Source organism: Rhodococcus sp. 05-2256-B1 (assembly GCF_002258465.1).
Lineage (GTDB): Bacteria > Actinomycetota > Actinomycetes > Mycobacteriales > Mycobacteriaceae > Rhodococcoides > Rhodococcoides fascians.
This window is the reverse complement of the sequence record NZ_NOZA01000041.1, coordinates 319,198-339,975: the sequence shown is the minus strand read 5'-3', so window position 1 is coordinate 339,975 and position 20,778 is coordinate 319,198. Positions and strand designations below refer to the sequence as shown.

Annotated in this window: 20 protein-coding genes and 1 pseudogene; 17 read left to right on the top strand and 4 right to left on the bottom strand. The window is 63.7% G+C overall.

Annotated features, from left to right (window positions below; translation table 11 throughout):
* The 6 genes and pseudogenes from CH285_RS27090 to CH285_RS27065 form a co-directional block, all read left to right on the top strand.
* Positions 1 to 187 (top strand): annotated as a pseudogene (locus CH285_RS27090) (S-(hydroxymethyl)mycothiol dehydrogenase); the annotation flags it as partial.
* Positions 188 to 557: 370 nt separating this feature from the next.
* The gene (locus tag CH285_RS27085; protein ID WP_027494739.1) at positions 558 to 920 is read left to right on the top strand and encodes a bifunctional 3-phenylpropionate/cinnamic acid dioxygenase ferredoxin subunit; all 363 of its coding nucleotides are present in this window, start codon (positions 558 to 560) and stop codon (positions 918 to 920) included.
* Positions 917 to 2,080: an NAD(P)/FAD-dependent oxidoreductase gene (locus CH285_RS27080; protein WP_176458590.1), complete on the top strand. Its 1,164-nt coding sequence runs from the start codon at positions 917 to 919 to the stop codon at positions 2,078 to 2,080. Before CH285_RS27085 ends, CH285_RS27080 begins: the two co-directional genes overlap by 4 nt.
* Positions 2,081 to 2,174: 94 nt before the next feature.
* Positions 2,175 to 3,326, top strand: a complete 1,152-nt coding sequence (locus CH285_RS27075; protein ID WP_027494741.1) for an aromatic ring-hydroxylating oxygenase subunit alpha — start codon at positions 2,175 to 2,177, stop codon at positions 3,324 to 3,326.
* A gap of 42 nt (positions 3,327 to 3,368) precedes the next feature.
* Positions 3,369 to 4,061, top strand: a complete 693-nt coding sequence (locus CH285_RS27070; protein ID WP_201010485.1) for a GntR family transcriptional regulator — start codon at positions 3,369 to 3,371, stop codon at positions 4,059 to 4,061.
* 69 nt (positions 4,062 to 4,130) lie between these two features.
* A complete protein-coding gene (locus tag CH285_RS27065; RefSeq protein WP_217900675.1) occupies positions 4,131 to 4,934 on the top strand; it encodes an IclR family transcriptional regulator in 804 nt (267 codons plus the stop codon).
* Here the strand turns inward: CH285_RS27065 and CH285_RS27060 are convergent.
* Positions 4,904 to 5,779 carry a bifunctional methylenetetrahydrofolate dehydrogenase/methenyltetrahydrofolate cyclohydrolase gene (locus tag CH285_RS27060; protein WP_094643099.1) on the bottom strand — a complete coding sequence of 292 codons (876 nt, stop codon included), beginning with the start codon at positions 5,777 to 5,779 and terminating at the stop codon, positions 4,904 to 4,906. The two genes, CH285_RS27065 and CH285_RS27060, sit on opposite strands and share 31 nt — an antisense overlap.
* 178 nt (positions 5,780 to 5,957) lie before the next feature.
* On the opposite strand from CH285_RS27060, the gene CH285_RS27055 reads away from it, so the two are divergent.
* Together CH285_RS27055 and CH285_RS27050 are read left to right on the top strand one after the other, a co-directional pair.
* Positions 5,958 to 6,353, top strand: a complete 396-nt coding sequence (locus CH285_RS27055; RefSeq protein ID WP_094643100.1) for a hypothetical protein — start codon at positions 5,958 to 5,960, stop codon at positions 6,351 to 6,353.
* Positions 6,354 to 6,566: 213 nt separating this feature from the next.
* Positions 6,567 to 6,842: a hypothetical protein gene (locus CH285_RS27050; RefSeq protein WP_032366628.1), complete on the top strand. Its 276-nt coding sequence runs from the start codon at positions 6,567 to 6,569 to the stop codon at positions 6,840 to 6,842.
* A 45-nt stretch (positions 6,843 to 6,887) separates the two neighbouring features.
* Here CH285_RS27050 and CH285_RS27045 read toward each other — a convergent pair whose 3' ends face one another.
* A complete protein-coding gene (locus tag CH285_RS27045; RefSeq protein WP_094643101.1) occupies positions 6,888 to 8,378 on the bottom strand; it encodes a class I adenylate-forming enzyme family protein in 1,491 nt (496 codons plus the stop codon).
* 94 nt (positions 8,379 to 8,472) lie between these two features.
* Here CH285_RS27045 and CH285_RS27040 point away from each other — a divergent pair, with 94 nt between their 5' ends.
* The 5 genes from CH285_RS27040 to CH285_RS27020 all read left to right on the top strand — a co-directional run bounded on the left by CH285_RS27040 (position 8,473) and on the right by CH285_RS27020 (position 14,813).
* Positions 8,473 to 9,756, top strand: coding sequence for a PucR family transcriptional regulator (locus CH285_RS27040; RefSeq protein WP_051364922.1), 1,284 nt, complete (start codon positions 8,473 to 8,475; stop codon positions 9,754 to 9,756).
* A gap of 197 nt (positions 9,757 to 9,953) precedes the next feature.
* Complete coding sequence (locus CH285_RS27035; RefSeq protein ID WP_032384759.1) at positions 9,954 to 11,801, top strand: DUF3556 domain-containing protein; 1,848 nt, start codon at positions 9,954 to 9,956, stop codon at positions 11,799 to 11,801.
* Entirely contained in the window at positions 11,798 to 13,216 is a 1,419-nt protein-coding gene (locus CH285_RS27030) for a phytoene desaturase family protein (protein ID WP_032368902.1), read from the top strand. Before CH285_RS27035 ends, CH285_RS27030 begins: the two co-directional genes overlap by 4 nt.
* Before the next feature lie 85 nt (positions 13,217 to 13,301).
* Complete coding sequence (locus tag CH285_RS27025; RefSeq protein ID WP_094643102.1) at positions 13,302 to 14,066, top strand: SDR family oxidoreductase; 765 nt, start codon at positions 13,302 to 13,304, stop codon at positions 14,064 to 14,066.
* 189 nt (positions 14,067 to 14,255) lie between these two features.
* Complete coding sequence (locus CH285_RS27020; RefSeq protein WP_032368903.1) at positions 14,256 to 14,813, top strand: hypothetical protein; 558 nt, start codon at positions 14,256 to 14,258, stop codon at positions 14,811 to 14,813.
* 92 nt (positions 14,814 to 14,905) lie between these two features.
* Here the strand turns inward: CH285_RS27020 and CH285_RS27015 are convergent, their stop codons facing one another.
* Complete coding sequence (locus CH285_RS27015; RefSeq protein WP_052068636.1) at positions 14,906 to 15,508, bottom strand: hypothetical protein; 603 nt, start codon at positions 15,506 to 15,508, stop codon at positions 14,906 to 14,908.
* A gap of 61 nt (positions 15,509 to 15,569) precedes the next feature.
* On the bottom strand, positions 15,570 to 16,187 hold the full coding sequence (locus CH285_RS27010; RefSeq protein ID WP_032368904.1) for a hypothetical protein: 618 nt from the start codon (positions 16,185 to 16,187) through the stop codon (positions 15,570 to 15,572).
* Positions 16,188 to 16,431: 244 nt separating this feature from the next.
* On the opposite strand from CH285_RS27010, the gene CH285_RS27005 reads away from it, so the two are divergent.
* The 4 genes from CH285_RS27005 (at position 16,432) to mimD (ending at position 20,725) form a co-directional block, all read left to right on the top strand.
* Positions 16,432 to 18,063 (top strand): methane monooxygenase, encoded by a 1,632-nt coding sequence (locus tag CH285_RS27005; RefSeq protein WP_032368905.1) that lies wholly within the window; start codon positions 16,432 to 16,434, stop codon positions 18,061 to 18,063.
* 87 nt (positions 18,064 to 18,150) lie between these two features.
* A complete protein-coding gene (locus CH285_RS27000) occupies positions 18,151 to 19,194 on the top strand; it encodes an FAD-binding oxidoreductase (protein WP_032368906.1) in 1,044 nt (347 codons plus the stop codon).
* Positions 19,195 to 19,259: 65 nt separating this feature from the next.
* Positions 19,260 to 20,384, top strand: coding sequence for an aromatic/alkene monooxygenase hydroxylase subunit beta (locus tag CH285_RS26995; protein WP_027494758.1), 1,125 nt, complete (start codon positions 19,260 to 19,262; stop codon positions 20,382 to 20,384).
* Positions 20,381 to 20,725, top strand: coding sequence for a propane 2-monooxygenase effector subunit MimD (gene mimD / locus CH285_RS26990; RefSeq protein WP_027494759.1), 345 nt, complete (start codon positions 20,381 to 20,383; stop codon positions 20,723 to 20,725). The genes CH285_RS26995 and mimD overlap by 4 nt, the downstream gene beginning before the upstream one ends.
* The last annotated feature ends 53 nt before the right edge of the window (positions 20,726 to 20,778 follow it).

The following is a 20,778-nucleotide window of genomic DNA, read 5'->3' as shown; positions in this document are numbered from 1 at the left end:
GTTGAAGTCGTCGTGGTACGGCGATTGCCTGCCGGAGCGGGATTTTCCGATGTTGGTCGATCTGTACGAGCAGGGTCGGTTGCCGCTCGAGAAGTTCGTCACCGAACGGATCGGTCTCGGTGATATCGAGGCGGCGTTCGAGAAGATGCATCAGGGCACGGTGCTGCGTTCGGTGGTGGTCCTGTGAGCGGGCAGTTCCGGGTCGAGAAGGTGGCCGCTTCCGGTGACTCGAGCCCGTGCGCTGCGGCTCGACACCTCTGATATATCAAAGTGGGCCTTTTTACCCGTCGGTAGCGTTTTGCTTCATGGTGCCCTCGACGTATTCCGACGTCGGGGGCATCATCGAGTCGGGCGGATGTGGCACCGGCCACGCATGTCCTTGCACGGGCTAACCACCTGCTCAGCTGGTGCAACGCGTGGTTTGTCCGGTTCCGGTTACGCCGTGTTTCGCATGTATGAAAAGTGCCGTCACCTATTGACACACTCTTGTGGCGATGTTCACACTGTTGTTGCGGGAAGTAAGACGTGTTCCGCATAGCGATACAGAAAGGATCCGAATGCTCAAGGTGTGTTCCTTGGCCGATCTCCCCGGCGGCGAAGCTCTGCGTGTCGACACCACCCCTCCCGTGGCGGTGTTCCACACCGAGGACGGTGAGCTGTTCGCGATCGATGACACCTGTACGCATCAGGACGCGTCGCTCGCCGACGGCTGGCTCGAAGGGTGCGCGGTCGAATGCCCGCTCCACGCGTCCACCTTCGACCTGCGTACCGGTGCTGTCGACGCTCCGCCCGCCAAGTTGCCTGTCCGCACGCACACCGTCGTCGTCGAGGACGGCGTCGTCTACGTCGAGCTGAGCACCGCGGCCCCCAATCTTCCGCCCGACGTTCGCAGCCGGTTGGCCGCCGAGGGACATTCATGAAGAGCGTCACCATCGTCGGAGCCTCCCTGGCAGGCCTGTGCTCCGCGCGTGCACTGCGGGCGGCCGGGTTCGACGGCTCCGTCACCATCGTCGGTGCCGAGAGCCATCGACCCTACGACCGCCCTCCCCTGTCGAAGGAATACCTCGCCGGCGACGTGGACGTGAGCACTCTCGCCCTCGAACCCGACGACGAAAACCTCGACGCCACCTGGATTCTGGGCCGCACGGCCACCGCCCTCGATCCATCGCGTCGCACCGTCACTCTCGACGACGGTGCCGAGCTGACCTCCGACGGCGTCGTCCTCGCCACCGGCTCACGCGCGCGATCGCTTCCCGGTACCGATCACCTCGCCGGTGTGCACGTTTTGCGTACGATCGACGACGCCGACCGGCTGCGTGCAGATCTCACGCCCGGCGCACGTCTCGTCGTCATCGGCGCAGGCTTCATCGGAGCCGAAGTAGCTTCCACCGCAAGGAAGTTGGGCCTCGACGTCACCGTCGTCGAAGCCGCCCCGTCACCGCTCGCCGGGCCACTCGGTGCACGATTGGGTAGCGCGGTGGGCAATCTGCACCGCGACAACGGCACCACGTTGATCTGCGGAATCGCCGTCGACGGCCTGACCGGCACCGACCGAGTGACAGGCGTTCGCCTCGCGGACGGCCGACTCCTCGACGCCGACGTCGTGGTTGTCGGCATCGGCGGCAGTCCGAACATAGACTGGCTCGGCACCAGCGGACTCGCGCTGGGCAACGGAATCCTGTGCGACGGCGGCGGCGCGACCGCCGTACCCGGAGTGGTCGCGGTCGGCGACTGCGCCGCATGGCTGGATTCGACCGGTGTCCACCGACGCGTCGAGCATTGGGCCGGGGCGTCCGAACGGCCCACCGTTGCAGTGGCCACCCTGCTCTCGGGCAGTTACGGCGGCCAACACGTCAAACCTCCGTATTTCTGGTCCGACCAGTACGGGTCACGTATTCAGTTCGCCGGCACCGCCGGACCGGACAGTGAATGCACCATCGAAGAGGGTTCGCCCGAACTCGGGAGTTTCCTCGCCGTGTATCGATCCGACGGACTTCCCGTCGGTGTACTCGGTGTCAATCAAGTTCGATTGTTCACCCGCTGGCGCCGACAGCTCTCGGCTCCCGCTCGCGCGGTCTGAAATCACCCAGGCCGCTGCTCCACCCGTCGTATTCCATTACCCCAGTTGACGTCTCGTCACCGATCCACAAGATCGGCCACGTACGGAGGACCCCTTGACCACCATTCCCGACACCACGCCGCCCGCAACCTCCCTTCCCCTGCCCGAAAGCCTCATCTCCACCCTTCCCGGTCGCTACTACACCGATCCGGCCATCTTCGAGCTCGAGCAGGAGAAGATCTTCGAGGAACTGTGGATCTGCGCGGTCCGTGCCGCCGATCTGGACAAGCCCGGCGCCTTTCGCACCGTGCAGATCGGCCGCGAAAGCGTCATCGTGACGCGCACCCGAACCGGGGCGATCAAGGCCTACCTGAACGTGTGCGCGCACCGCGGTGCTCGAATCTGCATGGAGGACAAGGGCGAAGTCAAGCGATCGTTCCAGTGTCCGTACCACGCCTGGACCTACGATCTCGATGGAAAGCTCATCGCAGCACCGAATCTCACCAAGATGCCCGATATCGACCGAGTTCGCTACGGCCTGGCGTCGGTGTCGGTCGAGGAATGGCTCGGGTACGTCTGGGTCAATCTCAGCGACAATCCGGCCTCCTTCGACACCACTGTCGTGCAGGACATCCGTGATCGACTCGGCGACGTCGAGTCGATCGACCGCTACAAGATCGAAGACCTCGGTCTCGGCCGCCGCGTGAGCTACGACGTCAAGGCCAACTGGAAGCTCATCATCGAGAACTTCATGGAGTGCTACCACTGCGCCACCATCCACCCCGAGCTGACCGAGGTACTTCCCGAATTCGCCGACGGTTACGCCGCCCAGTACTACGTGGGCCACGGGGCCGAATTCGGGGAATCCGTCAAGGGATTCACGCTCGACGGTTCCGAGGGACACGACTCCATTCCCGGAATCGCACCCGAACAGGACCGGCGCTACTACGCCATCACCGTCCGGCCACAGGTGTTCGTCAACCTCGTCCCGGATCACGTGATCATCCATCGGATGTATCCACTTGCCGCCGATCGCACTCTGGTGGAATGCGATTGGCTGTACCTGCCCGGCGTCGTCGCATCGGGACGGGATCTGCAGAAATCGGTGGAGTTGTTCCACCGCGTCAATCTGCAGGACTTCGAGGCGTGCGAACGCTGCCAGCCCGCCATGAGCTCACGGAAGTACCGCGACGGCGGAGTGCTGGTGGGCAGCGAACACCACATCGGCATCTTCCACGACTGGCTGAAGAACCGCATCGAGGCCTGACCGCACGCTGCCCCGCACTCGGTGCCGATAGGATCGGTAACCATGAGTGTCGAGGTCGCATCGCCGGGCGCCCCCGGATCGTCGGGGGTGCCGGGCGAACCCGGAGCGACGATGGCCGACGTCGCTTACTCGGCTATCCGCGACAAACTGATCATGCTGACCATCAAGCCGGGTGAGGCCGTCGTCGAATCGGCGTTGTCCGCCGAGCTGGGGGTGGGACGCACGCCGGTGCGGGAAGCTCTCAAACGGCTCGAGTACGAGCGCCTCGTCATCTCGCACGCACGCCGCGGCACTTTTGCCACGGCCATCGACGTCGCCGATCTGGGCGACATCTCCGAAATCCGCCAGCGGCTCGAGCCCCTGGCCGCCGCCAAGGCAGCCACCGCGGCCACCGCAACCCAACGCCAAGTTCTGCTGGGCATGGCCGACCGCACCGAGAAGTTCGAGGCGACCCCGCCGAGCCAACACGACCTGATCAACTGGGACGCCGAAGTGCATCGCACCGTCTACCGGCTGGCGGCCAACCCGGTTCTCGAAGACGCATTGATTCGCTACAACAATCTCGCGACGCGAATATTCTGGTTGTTCATGGATCGTCTGCCTCCGCTGGCCGACCACGTGGGAACGCACACCGAGCTGCTGCGCGCCATCGCGGCCGGGGATGCCGAGAAGGCCGCGACCATCGCCCGAGCACACGTGACCGAGTTCGACGACGCGGTGCGCGCTGTCATCTAGATCGCCGGCTCGGGCCACGCTCCGAGGGGCAACACCACGGCCAAGTGCCTGTTACGTATAGTCGCGGGGGTGGCCAGCGACGATTCGACACGTGCCCCCGAGGGTGGCGTCCAGTCCGTCGACCGCGCATTTCGGGTGCTCGAGGTCGTGGCACGGCTCGGAGAGGCCGGCGTGAGCGCCATTGCCACCGAGATCGGTGTGCACAAATCCACGGTGTCGAGGCTGCTGGCGTCGCTCGAAGAACACGACATGGTGATGCAGACGCACAATCGCGGCAAGTACCGGCTCAGCCTCGGAGTCCTCCGGCTCGCGGCGGCCGTGCCCGAGCGTCTGGAGATCACCGAATACGGCCACGCGGTCTGTGAACGCCTCGCCGGCAAGCTCGGCGAAACGGTCAATATCGCTGTGCTGCGGTCCAATACAGCGGTCCACCTGGACCAGGCCCGCGGGCCGAGTTCGGTGGGAACTCATAACTGGATCGGGGAGCAGACACCGCTGCACGCCACCGCGAGCGGCAAGGTGTTGCTGGCTGCCCTCGACTCGGATACGCGTCAGGACGTTGTGGACGGACTCGACCTCCACCGGTACACCGAGCACACGCTCACCACCAAAGCCGGTCTCACTGCCGAACTCGATGCCGCGGTATCCCTCGGATATGCCGTCGTCGTCGAAGAGTTCGAGACCGGACTCAACGCCATCGCAGCCCCGATTCTCGACTACACCGGCAAGACGACCGCCGCGCTGAGCATCTCGGGACCGGTATACCGCTTCGACGAAACCAGAATGCGGGCCATCGTCCCCGACGTACTGGCCGCCGCCGCAGAGATCAGCGAGAAGATGTGCTACCGGGAGTCCTTCATCCCCTCGGCCTGAGCGGCCTCCGCGCACTCCACCACGTTCGTCAGCAGCATCGCCCTGGTCATCGGCCCGACCCCGCCGGTCGCTCCACTGAGCCGCCCCGCAATGTGCTCGACGCCGGGGTGCACGTCGCCGAGAATGCCCTCGACGGTACGGGTGATTCCCACCGACAACACCGTGGCTCCGGCACTGATCCAGTCCGGTTGCACCAGATGCGCAACACCCGCTGCCGCGATGACCACGTCGGCGGCCCGAGTGTGCGCGGCGGTGTCCACCGTCGCCTCGTGACACATGGTCACGGTGGCGTGTTCGCTGCGACGCGTCAGCATCAAGCCGAGCGGACGACCCACCGTGATTCCACATCCGATGATGCAGAAGCGAGCACCGGTGATCGGAACATCGTGGTGCCGAAGCAGTTCCAATATCCCCCGTGGGGTGCAGGGCAGCGGCCCGTCCATGCCGAGTACGAGCCGGCCCAAATTGGTCGGATGCAGCCCGTCGGCATCTTTACGAGGATCGATCAGCTCGATCACCCGATGGGTGTCGATGTGCGAGGGCAGCGGCAACTGAACGATGAACCCGGTGCACTCGGGATCCTCGTTGAGAGCGTGCACGGCATCTTCGATCTCCTGCTGACTCGCGGGCGCAGGCAACCGGACCTGAATCGAGTGCAGTCCCACCTCGGCGCAGTCGCGATGCTTCGCCGCGACATAGGAACGGCTCCCCGGATCGTCGCCCACCAGAATCGTGCCCAGGCCGGGCCGAATCCTCTGCTGGGCGAGTCGTTCGACGCGGTATCGCAGATCGTCCTTGACGATCGCGCTGACCGCGGTTCCGTCGATCTTGAGCGCTGTGGTCATACTTTCGATTCCTCGGTTCGGCGGGCCGCTGCGTTTCTGATATATCAACTGTCGGTCAGGGTACGGTGAGTCGCAGGGACCGGTCAAGAGCCGCGGTATGGGAGGGTCGAGACATGGAGCCCCTGCAGCCGATGCGGCCGGTCGACGTGCAACGGGACGAGCGCGAGGCTGCACCTCGATGGAAGAGGTGTGGGGTGCGCGCATCGTCCTTGTAGAACTTGTTCTGACGGCGGTTCTGGTCGAGGACGGACAGTCATGGATGGTCGTCGCAGGGATATGCACGACAGCGATAGGCGCGGCGCTGACCGTTGCGTCGACGCGCCGAAGGATGCGCGAGAACGCGGGCCGCCGAATTCCCTGGAACGGTCGGCCGCCGATCGAACCCCGGCAGGTAGACCTACTGGACACCTTCGGATTTCCGATGGTCGTCTTCGGTGTTGCAGTGGCCGCGAAGAGCGCATCCGTACCGTGGTTTTTCGCGTTGCCGGTCGTCTGCATCGGCGCTGTCGGGATGCCTCTGGCGGCGCAGGCATGGCACAACTACCGCGTTCGCAGAAGCACGCCCACGCCCTGACCATTCGGGTATGTGCGAGGCTCGACGGCGATTGCCCGACGGCACAGCGCATACAACTGGCCGCGACTCCCACCCCGTTCCGATGAAATCCGACTGACCGTCGCCGATGAAGAGATGATCGAGTCTCTACTATGGAGGCGTCGTTGCCGGTTACCTGCAGAAGAACAGGTCGGGGCGGTGCTGCCGCACTGCATGCGAGAAGGAGTGCCGGTGATGCGCAAGTCCCCTTCTCGGTCGATGTTCCGAGACGGTGCCGGGAACCTGGCGTTGATTGCGGGCATCGTCGCGGTCGTCTGCGCATTCGTGCCGTTCGTCGGAGACTTCGTGACCATCCCGGCCGGAGTGATCGCGGTGGTCAGTGGCTGGATCGGTCTCGGCCGCGCAGTCGAGGGCGACGCGTCCAACGGTCGCGACGCCGTGATCGGTGCGGCGCTCGGTGGCATCGGATTGTTCGTCGTGTTCCTGACCTTCGCGGCCTCGTCCATGTGACCGCGACCGTCCTGACCCGGTAGCGACAGGGCAGGTCGGATCGGACTACGCGCCGAGCTCCTTCTTCACGATCTTTCCGACGGAGTTCTTCGGTAGAGCGTCGTGGACGACTGTCCGAGTCGGTCGCTTGAACTTGGCCAGGCTCCGCGCGCAGTGCGCGTCCAGCTCGTCGACCGAGATACTGCGACCGGCTCGTGCCACGACGTGCGCGACGGGCACCTCCCCGTAGACCGGATGCGCTTCGCCCACGACGGCCACTTCCAGGACGTCGGGATGGGATTGCAGGACATGTTCGATTTCGCTCGGCGCGATGTTCTCGCCGCCGCGAATGATCATGTCCTTGAGTCGATCCACCAAGACGAGATAGCCGTCCTCGTCGAGGACTCCGATGTCGCCGGTGTGCAACCACCCCTCTCGAATGGTCTTAGCGGTCACGTCCGGCAGACCCAGATATCCCTGCATGACCGTCTCTCCGCTCACCAACACTTCACCGGTCCGGCCAGGAAGGGAGCTCGGACCGTCGGGTGTATCGATCGCAATGTCGATACCGGGTAGCGCGATGCCGACCGTACCCGGCTTGCGAATCCCGTTCGGCGGGTTGATCGTTGCCGCCACAGTGCATTCCGACAGGCCGTACCCTTCGACGACCGGCACGCCGAAGATCGATTCGAACGACGCGATCAGGCCGGCAGGCATGGGCGCTGCTCCACAGATGACGAATCGAAGCGACGAGATGTCGCGGTCGGTCGAGCCGCGGTCCGCCAACAGTGAGTACATGGTGGGCACTGCGGAGAAGTAGGTGGGCCGGACGGTCTCCACGTTGTGCCAGAACGTGTCCGGCGAGAAACGAGGCGCGATGTGCACACGTCCGCCTGCTCGTAGCGGAGCGACCGAGCCGACGACGAGTCCGTTGCAGTGGAAGAGTGGAAGCACCAGCAGGCTCGTATCGGCATCGGTCAATTCGCAGGCCGTCACGATCGCGGCGCTCATCCGGTCGACGTTGCGATGAGTCAGCACACAGCCTTTCGGCCGCCCCGTCGTTCCCGAGGTGTAGACGATCAAGGCGGGGGCCGAGCTGTCGGCAGGCCCCGCTCCACGATGCGTGCCGTCCAACTGCGGCGTGCGGGGACGACGATCGCGGGAGTCCACGTCGATGAACGAAATACCCTGCGCGCGGCCGAGAGTGCAGGCTCGCTCGCTACCGACGAGCACGCGGGCGGTCGAGTCCTCGAGTTGATAGCGCACCTCGTCGTCGGTGAGTGCGGGATTGACGGGAGTCAACGTTGCTCCCAGCACCCATGCCGCGAACATCGTGGTGATGATGTCGATGCGATTCGGAAGCAAGACTGCAACCACATCACCCGCTCCCACCCCCGCGTCGACGAGTTCGGCAGCAACCGCGTCGACGTCGAGCCCGAACTCGGCATTGCTCAACCGAGTGGAGTCGTCGGACAGACACGCGCCGTCCGGGTCGTTGTCGATACGGCGGTACATGGCCTGCAGAACCGGCGAGGAGGCGTCGAGAATTGGCAGCATGTGACGTAGGTTACGGATTGCCCGTTTGAAAGACTTCGGTCCAGCAGCACAAAAACCGCGGATTATTTGTAGCCCGAAACGTAAAGGAACACCCGTGCCGACACCTGCCGACATCTCGCCCGCCTCCGCCGAGGCGGTGCGCACTCACGTGGCTGCGGTTGCCGCGCACCTCAATGCCCGGCTGGCAGATGTCGTGGCGCAGATGCGCACGACACTCGCGTCGCGCATCACGGAACTGAACAACGAACCATCGCTGATCGAGCTGCTGGGATCGAGTATCGAGGGCAACGTCGACACGATCCTGCACGCTCTGCAGCACGACATCGGCGGTGCCGGATTCGAGCCGCCGGCGGCGGCCATCGAATATGCGCGCCGGCTGGCTCAGTGGGGCGTGCCGGTCAATGCCTTGGTTCGCGCCTATCGACTCGGACAGCAATTTCTGCTCGATCGAGCGTTCGAGACCTCGATGTCGCTGGCCGCGCCGGACCCGGTCCGGATGGAAGCGCACCGCGTGATCGTCGATTCGGTGTTCGACTACATCGACTGGATCTCGCAACGGGTGGCCGCGGTGTACGAGACCGAGCGGGAGTCCTGGCTGGCGGACCGCGAGAATGCTCGACTCGATGCGGTACTCGATCTCCTGAACGGCAAGGGGTCGGTGGATGTCGTCGAGCGAGTGACCGGGTATCGACTGCGCGGACGACACCTGGCTGTCGTGGCCTGGGTCGGCGAGTCCGCCGTTCGCGGCGACCGGATGCGCAGGTTCACCACCACCATCCGCGCTCTGGCGGCGGACTTGGACAGTCCGGCCCCTCCCCTGGTGGTCGGACGCGACGGCGCTACCGCGTGGGGATGGATTCAGGTTCCATCGAACGACACAGATCTCGCCGTCGTTCTCGATCGCATCAACACTCGACCGCGGACCGAGGACGCACCTCTGTTGGCGGCCGGGGCCATCGGACTCGACGCGGCCGGGTTCGTCACATCCCACCGGCAGGCTCAGCGCGCCCATCACGTGGCCGTTCTGGGTGGCCGAGGCCGAACGATCGAACGCTACGACGACCCCGGGTTGGCCGTGGTGGACCTGTGCGCTCGCGACCCGTCGGCACTACAGGCCTGGGTCCTGACCGTGCTGGGACCGCAGTTGGCCGCCGACACCACACATGCCGAACGATTGCGCACCACGTTGCGGATCTACCTCGCGTGCGAACGGAGCCTCTCCGCGGCGGCTGCGGTGATGACGATGCACAAGAACTCGATTCGCTACCGCGTCGACAATGCCGAGAAGCTGCTCCCCCGGCCACTGTCCGACGACCGACTCGCCGTCGAGGTTGCCCTCACCGCATGTCAGTGGCTCGGGGCTCGGATCCTCTCCTGAGAGTGCACTTTGTGTCGGCGTCACAAAAACGAAGGTGAGCCTCGGGTCGGCGAACCATTGGGACCGCCGATAGGAACCCCGTAGCTTTCTGTGGTGCAGGACACAGTCCGATGGTTGCGTCACCGCGACCCGAGCCTCGGGCGACAGGGCTGACTCCTGCTCCTTCATCCTCAGCGCTCGCTACAGAAAGCTCACTCATGGGATTCAAGAACGGACAGTTTCCACCTGTCGACCTCGAAACCTTCCTCGACCGGCCCCTGCTGGAACGAGTGAAAACCCTTGCACTGCATTGGGTCGACTACGGCTTCGGCTCGCCGAAGGTCATCCCCACCACCTACGTCGTCAAGCTCCTGGTGCTCTACATCGGGATCGGCCTGACTCTGGCGACACTGACTTCCGGCGTCGGGATGCCGTGGGACGTCGGCTCGTGGTGGGACGACATGATCGTCTACCAGAAGTTGGTCTACTGGACGATGCTGCTCGAAACCGTCGGACTCGCGGGGTCATGGGGACCGATCGCCGGCAAGTTCAAGCCGATGACAGGCGGAATCCTGTTCTGGGCGAAACCGGGGACCGTTCGGATGCCTCCGTGGCCGGGCAAGGTGCCGTTCACCTCGGGTGACACCAGGACGCCGCTGGACGTCGTGCTGTATCTCGCGCTCCTGGTGAGTCTGTTCGTCCCCGTCATCGCGCCCGGAACACCGCCCGGTGCATTTGCCTCGATCCTGCCCGAGGGCATCGGCAACCTCGTCGATCCACGCTGGGCGATCGCGCCGGTCTTGCTCACCATCGTTGTGGGCCTTCGTGACAAGACGATCTTCATCGCTGCCCGCGCCGAGCAGTACGGTCCTGCGATAGTCCTGTTCGGTCTCGTGGGAATTCTCGGTGACAACGCCATCGTCGACCTCGTCGTCGGACTGAAGCTGCTCATCTTCTCGGTGTGGGTCGGGGCCGGCATCTCGAAATTCGGTGCACATTTCGCCAACGTCGTTCCGCCCATGGTCTCGAACAGCCCCTGCATTCCCACGCGCTGGGCCAGGCGCAAGCACTACCGGAATTTCCCGGACGACATTCGCCCCTCGGCAACGGCCAAGTTGATCGCGCACGTATTGGGCACCACCGTCGAGATCGCGGTACCGGTCGTGTTGCTGCTCACCACCAACACGACCGTCGCACTCGTCGGAGCACTTCTCATGGTGGCATTCCACCTGTTCATCATCTCGACGTTCCCGCTGGCGGTGCCGCTCGAGTGGAATCTGTTGTTCGCCTACGCAGCGGTGTTCCTCTTCGTCGGACATCCTGCAGGACAGGGATTCTCGATCTTCGACGCCTCCCCGTGGTTCGTGGCGACAGCGCTGGTGTGCTTGTTCTTCTTCCCGGTTCTGGGCAACCTCCGACCGGACCTCGTCGCCTTCACGCCCTCGATGCGCCAGTACGCGGGCAACTGGGCCTCCGGTCTGTGGGCGTTCGCACCGGGTGCCGAGGACAAGCTCGATCAGATCGTGCGCCCCACCCGCAATCAGGTACGACAGCTCGAAGCCATGGGTTACCCGCCTGCCGTCGCCGAGATCACGATGCAACAGACCATCGCATGGCGCTCGATGCACAGTCAGGGTCGCGGATTGTTCTCGCTTCTGATCCGCAACGTTCCCGACATCGATCGATGGACGGTGCGTGAAGGCGAATTCGCCTGCAACTCGATTCTCGGCTTCAACTTCGGCGACGGCCACCTGCACGACGCCTCCCTCATCGCAGCGATTCAGCGACGCTGCAACTTCGAGCCGGGCGAGTTCGTGGTGGCGTGGGTCGAATCGCAGCCCATCCATCGAAAGACGCAGTCCTACAAGCTCATCGATGCCGCCCTCGGCGTGATCGAAACCGGTACGTGGAACGTCGACGACGCGGTGTCCGCCCAGCCGTGGCTACCCGACGGCCCCATCCCCATGTCGGTGACGTGGCGGCGTCGCGCAGACTCGACAACCGCTCGACACTCGGCACCAGAGGCGTCGTCAGCGACGGCCGGTGCTGGAGAATCGACATCATGACGCGATCCGCGACGATAGTGGGCAGCGGCCCGAACGGGCTTGCCGCTGCACTTGCTCTGGCACGCGACGGCATACACGTCACCGTGCTGGAGGCGGAGAGCGAGATCGGCGGCGGCACCCGTAGCCACCGGCCTTTCACCACCGTCGATCTGCTCGTCGATCACTGTGCCGGTTTCCATCCGATGGCGGTGGGTTCACCCGCCCTCGCCGGTCTCGAGCAACACGGACTGACGTGGCGGTGGCCCGAGATCGATTGTGCACATCCGCTTCTCGACGACGCGGCAGCGCTGCTCCATCGATCGATAAACGAGACTGCTGTGGGCCTGGGTGCGGACGGCAAACGATGGAAGGCACTGTTCGGGCAACCGTCGTCGTCGTACGACAGACTGTCCGCAGACCTACTCGGACCGGTCGTGCACCTGCCCCGACATCCACTGCTGCTGGCGAGATTCGGTGCGCCGACTGCTCTGCCCGCTGCGATGTTGTCACGGGTGTTCACCACGCCGCAGGCGCGGGCACTGTTCGTCGGAGCAGCGGCACACGCGATGCGGCCGTTGACCGAAGTGTTCTCCTCCGCCATCGGGGTGGGAATCCTGACCGCCGGACACCACAACGGATGGCCGGTGGCGGAGGGCGGAACCGCGGCGATCTCACGGGCGATGCACTCCGCGCTCATCGAACTGGGAGCAACCGTGCAGACCTCGACGCGGGTTGCCTCGCGAGCCGATCTGCCGTCGTCGGACATCACGATCTTCGACACGACGCCGGCCGTGGTGGCCGACGTACTCGGCCAGGAACTCACGACGCGTACACGTCGCTCCTACAACAGGTTTCGGCACGGTCCGGCTGCGTTCAAGGTCGACCTCGCGGTGCGCGGCGGAGTCCCGTGGACCGACTCCCGGGTCGCGCAGGCCGGCACTGTGCACGTGGGAGGTAGCGCCGAGGACACCATCGCAGCCGAGGCGGCCGTTGCTGCAGGACGAATGCCCGATCGGCCGTTCGTCCTCGTCGGGCAGCAGTTCGTCGCAGATCCTCAGCGCGCGGACGGAGACGTCGTACCGCTGTACGCATACGCCCATGTTCCCGCCGGCCTCGACCACGATGTCACCGACGTCGTGATCGACCGCATCGAACAGTTCGCACCGGGCCTGCGTTCGCGAATTGTGGAGACAGTCAGCACGTCTCCGCAGAGCTTCGCCGAAGGAAACGCAAATTTCGTCGGCGGCGACATTCTGTGCGGTACGTCGTCACCGACACAATTGCTCCTCGGACCACGGCCCGGCCGAGACCCGTACCGCACGGGTACGCCGGGGTTCTATCTCTGCTCTGCGGCAACTCCCCCCGGACCCGGTGCACACGGCATGGCGGGACTGAATGCAGCGCGACGAGCTCTGGATGACCTCCTGAAGCGCTGAAACAGCGACACAGCAATATCTTTCGTCTTCTCTGTCGTCAGCGAGAAGGCACTACCTCTGCTTTCCCACGGAAGGACCGAACACAATGCCAATCGACGAATCTCTCCACGGCAAGGTCGCACTCGTCACCGGTGCCGGGGCAGGCCTCGGCGCCGCCATAGCGCGGCGACTGGCCTCCGACGGCGCACAGGTGGTCGTCTCCGACATCGATCTCGACGCCGCTCGCCAGGTGGCGTCGTCGATCGACGGTGCGATCGCTGTCGCGACAGACGTCACCGACGAGCATCAGGTTCGATCTCTCGTCGAGCAGACGGTCGAACACTTCGGCAACCTGCACATAGCAATTCCCAACGCCGGCGTCGGCGAGGTCAGAGCGATCGCACAGATGTCGTACGCCGATTGGCGGCGTACCACCGCAGTCAACCTGGACGGCGTGTTCCTGACCATCCGCTACGCCGCACCCGCGATCGCAGCATCCGGCGGCGGCTCCATCGTCACCATCAGCTCGATCACCGCGACGGCAGGTTCGGCGCTGCTCGCGCCCTACGCCGCCAGCAAGGCCGCGGTGAGAAATCTGACCGAAACCGCCGCAACGGAGTTCAGAACGCAGGGTGTTCGAGTCAACGCTGTGCTGCCGGGGTTCATCGACACCGCACTGGTCACCACGGCAGCCCCCGAATTCGAGGCAGCTCTGGGGCTACCGGAAGGAGGGTTCGACACCCTCATCGCCGACAAACAAGGGCGCTACGGCACACCGGAGGAAGTAGCAGCAGCTGTCGCGTTCTTCGCATCGCAACAGTCGTCGTGGTGCACGGGGAGCAGCCTCGTTCTGGTCGGCTCACTGCTCTGAACGCCTGACGGGGTTCGAGGAGCGAGGGCGCATCCGTGGCGTTCCGGTTCGAGTCGGCGTGGGGCCCAGGTGTGGAAACCGCTCACGCGGGTAACCGATGTAGAAGGAGCCGTTCACGCGGCCGCCAAAACCTCTGTTATATCGCGTGTTTCGCGATCGGAGCAGCGCACACAACCGAAGGATCCTCAGATGTCCAACAGAAATACCCTCATCCGTTCGCTACACGATCTCGGTGCTGCTGCCTGGTTCGGCGGCTCGCTCATGGGTGCCGTGGGCGTCAACGGTGCTGCCACTGCGGTGCAGGATCCGCGAGACCGCGCACAGGTTGCCGCGGCAGGGTGGGCGAAATGGGCTCCGGTCAACGCCGCGGCCATCGGTGCACATCTCATCGGCGGCGCAGGCATACTCATGGCCAACCGCGGTCGTGCTCGTCATCAGCAGGGTGTCACCGCCAACACCAACTTGAAGATCGCCGTTACCGGGGCCGCCCTCGCCGCCACCGCGTACAGCGGCGTTCTCGGCGCGAAAACGACCAAGGCTCAGGGCCATTCGATCGATTCGGCCACCGAGCCGTCAGCAGGTACCCCACGCGAGGCCGCCGCAGCACAGAAGCAATTGAAGTACCTCCAGTGGGCATTGCCGGTTCTGACCGGAACCCTCGTGGTGCTGGGTGCTCAGCAGGGTGAGCAGCAGAGGCCGACCGAAATCTTGTCGGGAATCGCAGGAAAGCTGGTCGCCCGCGCGTAGAAACACGCGGATGTGCCCTACCCCGTCGCAGACATTGCGGCGGGGTCGGACATGTTGGGGCAGTGCCGACACCGGCGTGCAAGGTACGGCGGTCAAGGGGGCCTAGGATTCCAGCGAAGACAGGGCGTCATCGCGATGTCGGTCACTTGCTGGACCGTCAACACAGGGTCGGCGGATACATCGACGATGCTGCCGTCGGTCCCGTATACCTCTACGCGACTGCCTCTTTCGGATGATCTCAGATCGACGACTGTGCCGTCACTCAGTGTCCGACGCTCATCGACGTAGCCGGCCAAACATGGACCGGCAGATTGGTCGGATGTCGACAGCCTCACGTTCAGGTCACCCACGGCTCCGCCCAGCGAGATACGCCCATACGCAGAGGCGCTGGAGTCGAATGTCAGCGGCGGGAACATGGCATCGGGTTCTACCGTGGTCCCGGCGGGAAGGGCTCGCGCCAAAGCGGCCGACTTGGCTGCTGCGGCGAACCCCGCCGGGGCGGAATCCGGTCCGACAATGGCGTAGTTGATTCTCTGCATGTCCTCGGGCTGGACGACCTCCGCACAGCCGGGTATCGACACGGCGTCGGGTTGCGGATCGTGGAGAAGACCGGCGACTACGACGCCTGCTGCCACGGTGCCGACGATCACCGAGACTGTCGTCCACACCGACTTCGGGTCACCTGGGCTGGCCATCCTGCCAGTGTCCACCGCCGGCGACGACCCCCATCGCCCGGGTCACGCTGCGTTGCAGGCTTTACCGCCGGGACCGTTCGGCAAACCCCGACCCCACTGCTCCGACCGCGAACACCGCTGCGGTCAGCACGATGTTCGGCCACAGACCGAAGCGGGGGTCCAGTGCCCACTCCCGCGGCACGAGATTCTCGACGTTGTAGAGGTTGGACACCAGACTCGCAGCAACGGCGACAACACCGATTGCCACCAGCAACCGCGACCGCAGGCCGACACCCCACACCAGGACCGCGATCGATATCGCCAGTAAGGGCAACAATCCTCGAATCGTCATGTTACCCACGTAGAACATCATTCCGTTCTGCACGAAAACTGCTGTTGCACTAGACAATCCGAGACTCGCAACGAGACACAGCCGAACATGCAAGGCGACGCCCGATCGACGTTCGCTCCACACGCAGTAGACCGCGACGGCCCCGATGCACACCGGCAGAGCGCACAGCCAGTACACACCGGCTGCTGGTTCTCCGAGGTGCGCACCGCCGAACCACGCCGGACCCGACACCGACTCACCGCTGACGACCGGTTGCCGAACGTAGAACGGCAACGCACCGACGAAGAGCACCGAGATGAACAACAGCGGGATGAACAACGGCGAAGCCTGAGCATCCGACTCGCTCACAGTCGCCGTTCTGCCTGATCTAAAACTCACGTGCCCTCCTCGGCGAGACAATCACACCTTACGTTCGGTTTGTTTCCATTGGGTGCACTTTCGACCGATCTGTACGCCGTCTACCAGGCCGCACATTGAGTGCCACAAATCTCAAACTGAGACAGATGAGACGTAGATCACGGTGTTCAATCATGTGCACATCTTCCCGAGAAGGTCGACAACCCCTGCCGACCTCGCATCCAGGAGGCGCACATTGAGTAGGCAAAGCCTTACCAAGGCACACGCGAAGATTTCGGAGCTGACGTGGGAACCCACGTTCGCTACCCCTGCTACTCGCTTCGGCACGGACTACACGTTCGAGAAAGCACCCAAGAAGGACCCACTCAAGCAGATCATGCGGTCCTACTTCCCCATGGAGGAGGAGAAGGACAACCGCGTGTACGGCGCGATGGACGGTGCCATTCGCGGCAACATGTTCCGCCAGGTCCAGCAACGCTGGCTCGAGTGGCAGAAGTTGTTCCTCTCGATCATTCCGTTCCCCGAGATTTCGGCGGCACGTGCGATGCCGATGGCGATCGACGCCGTGCCGAACCCCGAGATCCACAACGGTCTTGCCGTTCAGATGATCGACGAGGTGCGTCACTCGACGATTCAGATGAATCTCAAGAAGCTGTACATGAACAACTACATCGACCCGGCCGGCTTCGATATGACCGAGAAGGCGTTCGCGAACAACTATGCGGGCACAATCGGCAGGCAGTTCGGCGAGGGCTTCATCACCGGTGATGCCATCACGGCGGCAAATATCTATCTGACGGTGGTGGCGGAGACGGCGTTCACCAACACCTTGTTCGTGGCCATGCCGGACGAGGCCGCCGCCAACGGCGACTACCTGTTGCCGACGGTGTTCCACTCGGTGCAGTCCGACGAATCACGGCACATCTCGAACGGGTACTCGATTCTGCTCATGGCCCTCGCTGACGAGCGGAATCGTCCTCTCCTGGAACGCGATCTGCGTTACGCCTGGTGGAACAACCACTGCGTCGTCGACGCGGCCATCGGCACGTTCATCGAGTACGGCACCAAGGATCGACGCAAGGACCGCGAAAGCTACGCCGAGATGTGGCAGCGGTGGATCTACGACGACTACTACCGCAGCTACCTGATCCCGCTCGAGAAATACGGCCTGACAATCCCCCACGACTTGGTCGAAGAAGCGTGGAACCGGATCACGAACAAGGGCTACGTGCACGAGGTTGCGCGATTCTTCGCCACCGGTTGGCCGGTCAACTACTGGCGCATCGACACCATGACCGACACGGACTTCGAGTGGTTCGAGCACAAGTACCCCGGCTGGTACAGCAAGTACGGCAAGTGGTGGGAGGAGTACAACCGGCTCGCGTACCCGGGGATCAACAAGCCGATCGCATTCGAGGACGTCGGCTACCAGTACCCGCACCGCTGCTGGACGTGCATGGTGCCGGCCCTCATCCGCGAGGACATGGTGCTCGAGAAGGTCGACAACCAGTGGCGCACTTACTGTTCGGAGACGTGCTACTGGACCGACGCAGTTGCCTTCCGCGGCGAGTACGAGGGCAAGGAGACGCCGAACATGGGTCGTCTCACCGGTTTCCGTGAATGGGAGACACTGCACCACGGCAAGGATCTCGCCGACATCGTCTCCGATCTCGGCTACGTCCGCGACGACGGCAAGACGCTCGTCGGTCAGCCACATCTCGATCTGGATCCGAAGAAGATGTGGACACTCGACGATGTCCGCGGGAACACCTTCCAGAGCCCGAACGTGTTGCTGAACCAGATGACCGAATCGGAGCGGAACGCACACATCGCCGCGTACCGAGCCGGCGCGACCATGCCTGCCTGATCACAGACTCGGTGGGCAGCGGCCGATCACGGGCGCTGCCCACCGCATCCAGCACGATCACTTTCTTTCGATTCAGGAGAACCCCTCGTGGCCGACACACACCGAATCACGTTCGACCCGGTCGACATCGAGATGGAAGTCCGAGAGGACGAACACATTCTCGACGCGGCCTTCCGACAAGGAATCCACCTGATGCACGGCTGTCGCGAAGGACGTTGCTCGGCGTGCAAGTCGTTCGTTCTCGACGGAGACATTCAGATGGAGGGCCACTCCACTTTCGCGTGCAACGAGGCAGAACAGGACGAGGGTTTCGTACTACTCTGTCGCACAAAGGCTTATAGTGATTGCACCATCGAGCTGCTCAATTTCGACGAAGACGAACTACTCGGTGGAATTCCAATTCAGAACGTCACCACCCGCGTAGTCTCGGTCGAGTCGGTCACCGCCGACATCGTGGCCCTACGCCTCGAACCGATCGAGCCCGAGGTGTTCGAGTTCAAACCCGGCCAATACGCCGATCTGCAGATCCCCGGCACCGACGAGTTCAGATCCTTCTCTATGGCGTCGACACCGTCGACGCCGAACCAGGTCGAGTTCCTCATCAAGAAATATCCGGGCGGCGTATTCGCAGCCTTGCTGGACGACGGAATTTCGGTCGGCGACAGCATTTCCCTGACCGGCCCGTACGGCTCCTCGACCCTCAAGGACGGTCACGTCCTGCCCGTGGTCTGCATCGGCGGTGGTGCCGGCATGGCACCCGTCCTGTCGCTGGTCCGGCACATGAGCGAGTCCGGCAACACCCGTCCCGTGCACTTCTACTACGGCGCGAGAACCCCGGCCGACCTGTTCTACGTCGACGAGATCATCTCCCTCGGTGCAGGTTTGGTCGACTTCACCTTCGTGGCGTGCGTATCCGACGCAGCGGGAGTCGCATCCTCGGGATCCTTGTCGATCGAAGAGGGAAACGTCACCGACGTCGTACGTCGTCTCGAGCCCTACATCGCCAAAGCCGAGGTCTACCTGTGCGGACCTCCCCCGATGGTCGACGCTGCGTTGGACCTCCTCGACGTGTGCGGAACGCCGACGGACCAGATCTTCTTCGACAAGTTCACCAGCCCTGCCTTCGACTAGTTCACCGCCGAGACCGGGCACGCGCACCACGAACACCAGCCCCTACCTCAACCGAGAGGCCAGACATGACTGCCACCACAGACTCGACTGCCACGACGGAGCCGAAGCAACGCAGCTTCCCCACAATCGAATTCACCGACTCCGAGGCCGGAGCAAAGGAGTTCCCCAGTTCGAGAAGCCGTACGTACAGCTACTACACACCGGCAAAACGTCGGGCCACGATGTACGAGGACGTGACCGTCGACGTTCAGCCGGACCCGGATCGGCACCTCACGCAAGGGTGGATCTACGGCTTCGGCGACGGCCCGGGCGGTTACCCACAGGAGTGGACGGTCGCGAAATCCTCGAACTGGCACCAATTTCTCGATCCCAACGAAGAATGGGACCAGACGATCTTCCGCAACAACTCCGCGGTCGTGCATCAAGTCGAGCTGTGTCTGAGCAACGCCAAGCGGGCCCGTGCCTACGCCGGCTGGAACACCCCGTGGCTGAAGTTCATCGAGCGGAACGTCGGGGCCTGGATGCACGCGGAAAATGGACTGGCACTGCATGTGTTCACGTCCATTCAGCGTTCGGGGCCGACGAACATGATCAACACGGCCGTTGCGGTGAACGCCGCCCACAAGATGCGGTTCGCACAGGATCTCGCATTGTTCAATCTCGATCTGTCCGAAGCCGATGTCTCCTTCGACGGTTCGGCCCACATGGAGGTGTGGAAGAGCGCACCCGAGTGGCAGCCGACACGTGAGGTCGTGGAACAGCTGACGGCTGTGCCGGATTGGTGCGAATTGCTCTTCGCAACCAACATCGTCTTCGAGCAGCTCGTCGGCTCCCTGTTCCGCACCGAACTGGTGATGCAGATTTCCGCCCGCAACGGCGACTACATCACCCCGACCATCGTCGGTACCGGCGAGCACGACTACGACCGCGACCTCAACTACACCCGGACGCTGTTCCAGCTGCTCACACACGACCCGGAACACGGCGAAGCCAATCGCGCACTGTTCGGCGAATGGATGGCGCTGTGGGTACCGAGATGCCTCGCCGCCGCACGCGCATTGCAACCCATCTGGTCGCAGCCCGCGGACAAGGCCGTGACGTTCGCGACCAGCTTGGACGCGGCGATCGCCAAATTCACCGTTCTGCTCGAATCACTCGGCCTCGACATCCCGCAGGAGTTGGCACTATGACCATGCATTTCGGATCGGACACGGAGTTCTCCAACAAGTGCGGCGTGACGCTGATGAACACGCCGGTCGGACGTGTGGTTGCCGAGGTCATGGGTGACAAGGACGGCGTCGAGCTCACCGAGTATCCCTCGATGATCCGCGTCGACGGCACCAAACTTCTCTCGTTCGACTACGACGAGCTGACCGATGCACTCGGCCAGGAATTCGACGGGTCGGTCTTCGAGGAGATCAGCTCGACGCATTACGGCCGCATGGTGCACCTCGACGACAAGACGATGCTCTTCGCCAGCCCCGAGGACGCCGCCAAGTACATCGGGTTCGATCTCGCCGAACGGCCCTGACCTCGCTTCGGCCGATCGAGCGCCGGCCATCGATGCGCAGCCCCGAACCGACA

What these genes read in the sequence shown, in the direction of transcription:
- CH285_RS27035 (WP_032384759.1), top strand. Translation starts at nt 9,954, where the DNA reads ATGGGATTCAAGAACGGACAGTTTCCACCTGTCGACCTCGAAACCTTC.
- CH285_RS27060 (WP_094643099.1), bottom strand. Translation starts at nt 5,779, where the DNA reads ATGACCACAGCGCTCAAGATCGACGGAACCGCGGTCAGCGCGATCGTC.
- CH285_RS27085 (WP_027494739.1), top strand. Translation starts at nt 558, where the DNA reads ATGCTCAAGGTGTGTTCCTTGGCCGATCTCCCCGGCGGCGAAGCTCTG.
- CH285_RS27045 (WP_094643101.1), bottom strand. Translation starts at nt 8,378, where the DNA reads ATGCTGCCAATTCTCGACGCCTCCTCGCCGGTTCTGCAGGCCATGTAC.
- CH285_RS27025 (WP_094643102.1), top strand. Translation starts at nt 13,302, where the DNA reads ATGCCAATCGACGAATCTCTCCACGGCAAGGTCGCACTCGTCACCGGT.
- CH285_RS27020 (WP_032368903.1), top strand. Translation starts at nt 14,256, where the DNA reads ATGTCCAACAGAAATACCCTCATCCGTTCGCTACACGATCTCGGTGCT.
- CH285_RS27030 (WP_032368902.1), top strand. Translation starts at nt 11,798, where the DNA reads ATGACGCGATCCGCGACGATAGTGGGCAGCGGCCCGAACGGGCTTGCC.
- CH285_RS27070 (WP_201010485.1), top strand. Translation starts at nt 3,369, where the DNA reads ATGAGTGTCGAGGTCGCATCGCCGGGCGCCCCCGGATCGTCGGGGGTG.
- mimD (WP_027494759.1), top strand. Translation starts at nt 20,381, where the DNA reads ATGACCATGCATTTCGGATCGGACACGGAGTTCTCCAACAAGTGCGGC.
- CH285_RS27050 (WP_032366628.1), top strand. Translation starts at nt 6,567, where the DNA reads ATGCGCAAGTCCCCTTCTCGGTCGATGTTCCGAGACGGTGCCGGGAAC.
- CH285_RS27055 (WP_094643100.1), top strand. Translation starts at nt 5,958, where the DNA reads ATGGAAGAGGTGTGGGGTGCGCGCATCGTCCTTGTAGAACTTGTTCTG.
- CH285_RS27080 (WP_176458590.1), top strand. Translation starts at nt 917, where the DNA reads ATGAAGAGCGTCACCATCGTCGGAGCCTCCCTGGCAGGCCTGTGCTCC.
- CH285_RS26995 (WP_027494758.1), top strand. Translation starts at nt 19,260, where the DNA reads ATGACTGCCACCACAGACTCGACTGCCACGACGGAGCCGAAGCAACGC.
- CH285_RS27015 (WP_052068636.1), bottom strand. Translation starts at nt 15,508, where the DNA reads ATGGCCAGCCCAGGTGACCCGAAGTCGGTGTGGACGACAGTCTCGGTG.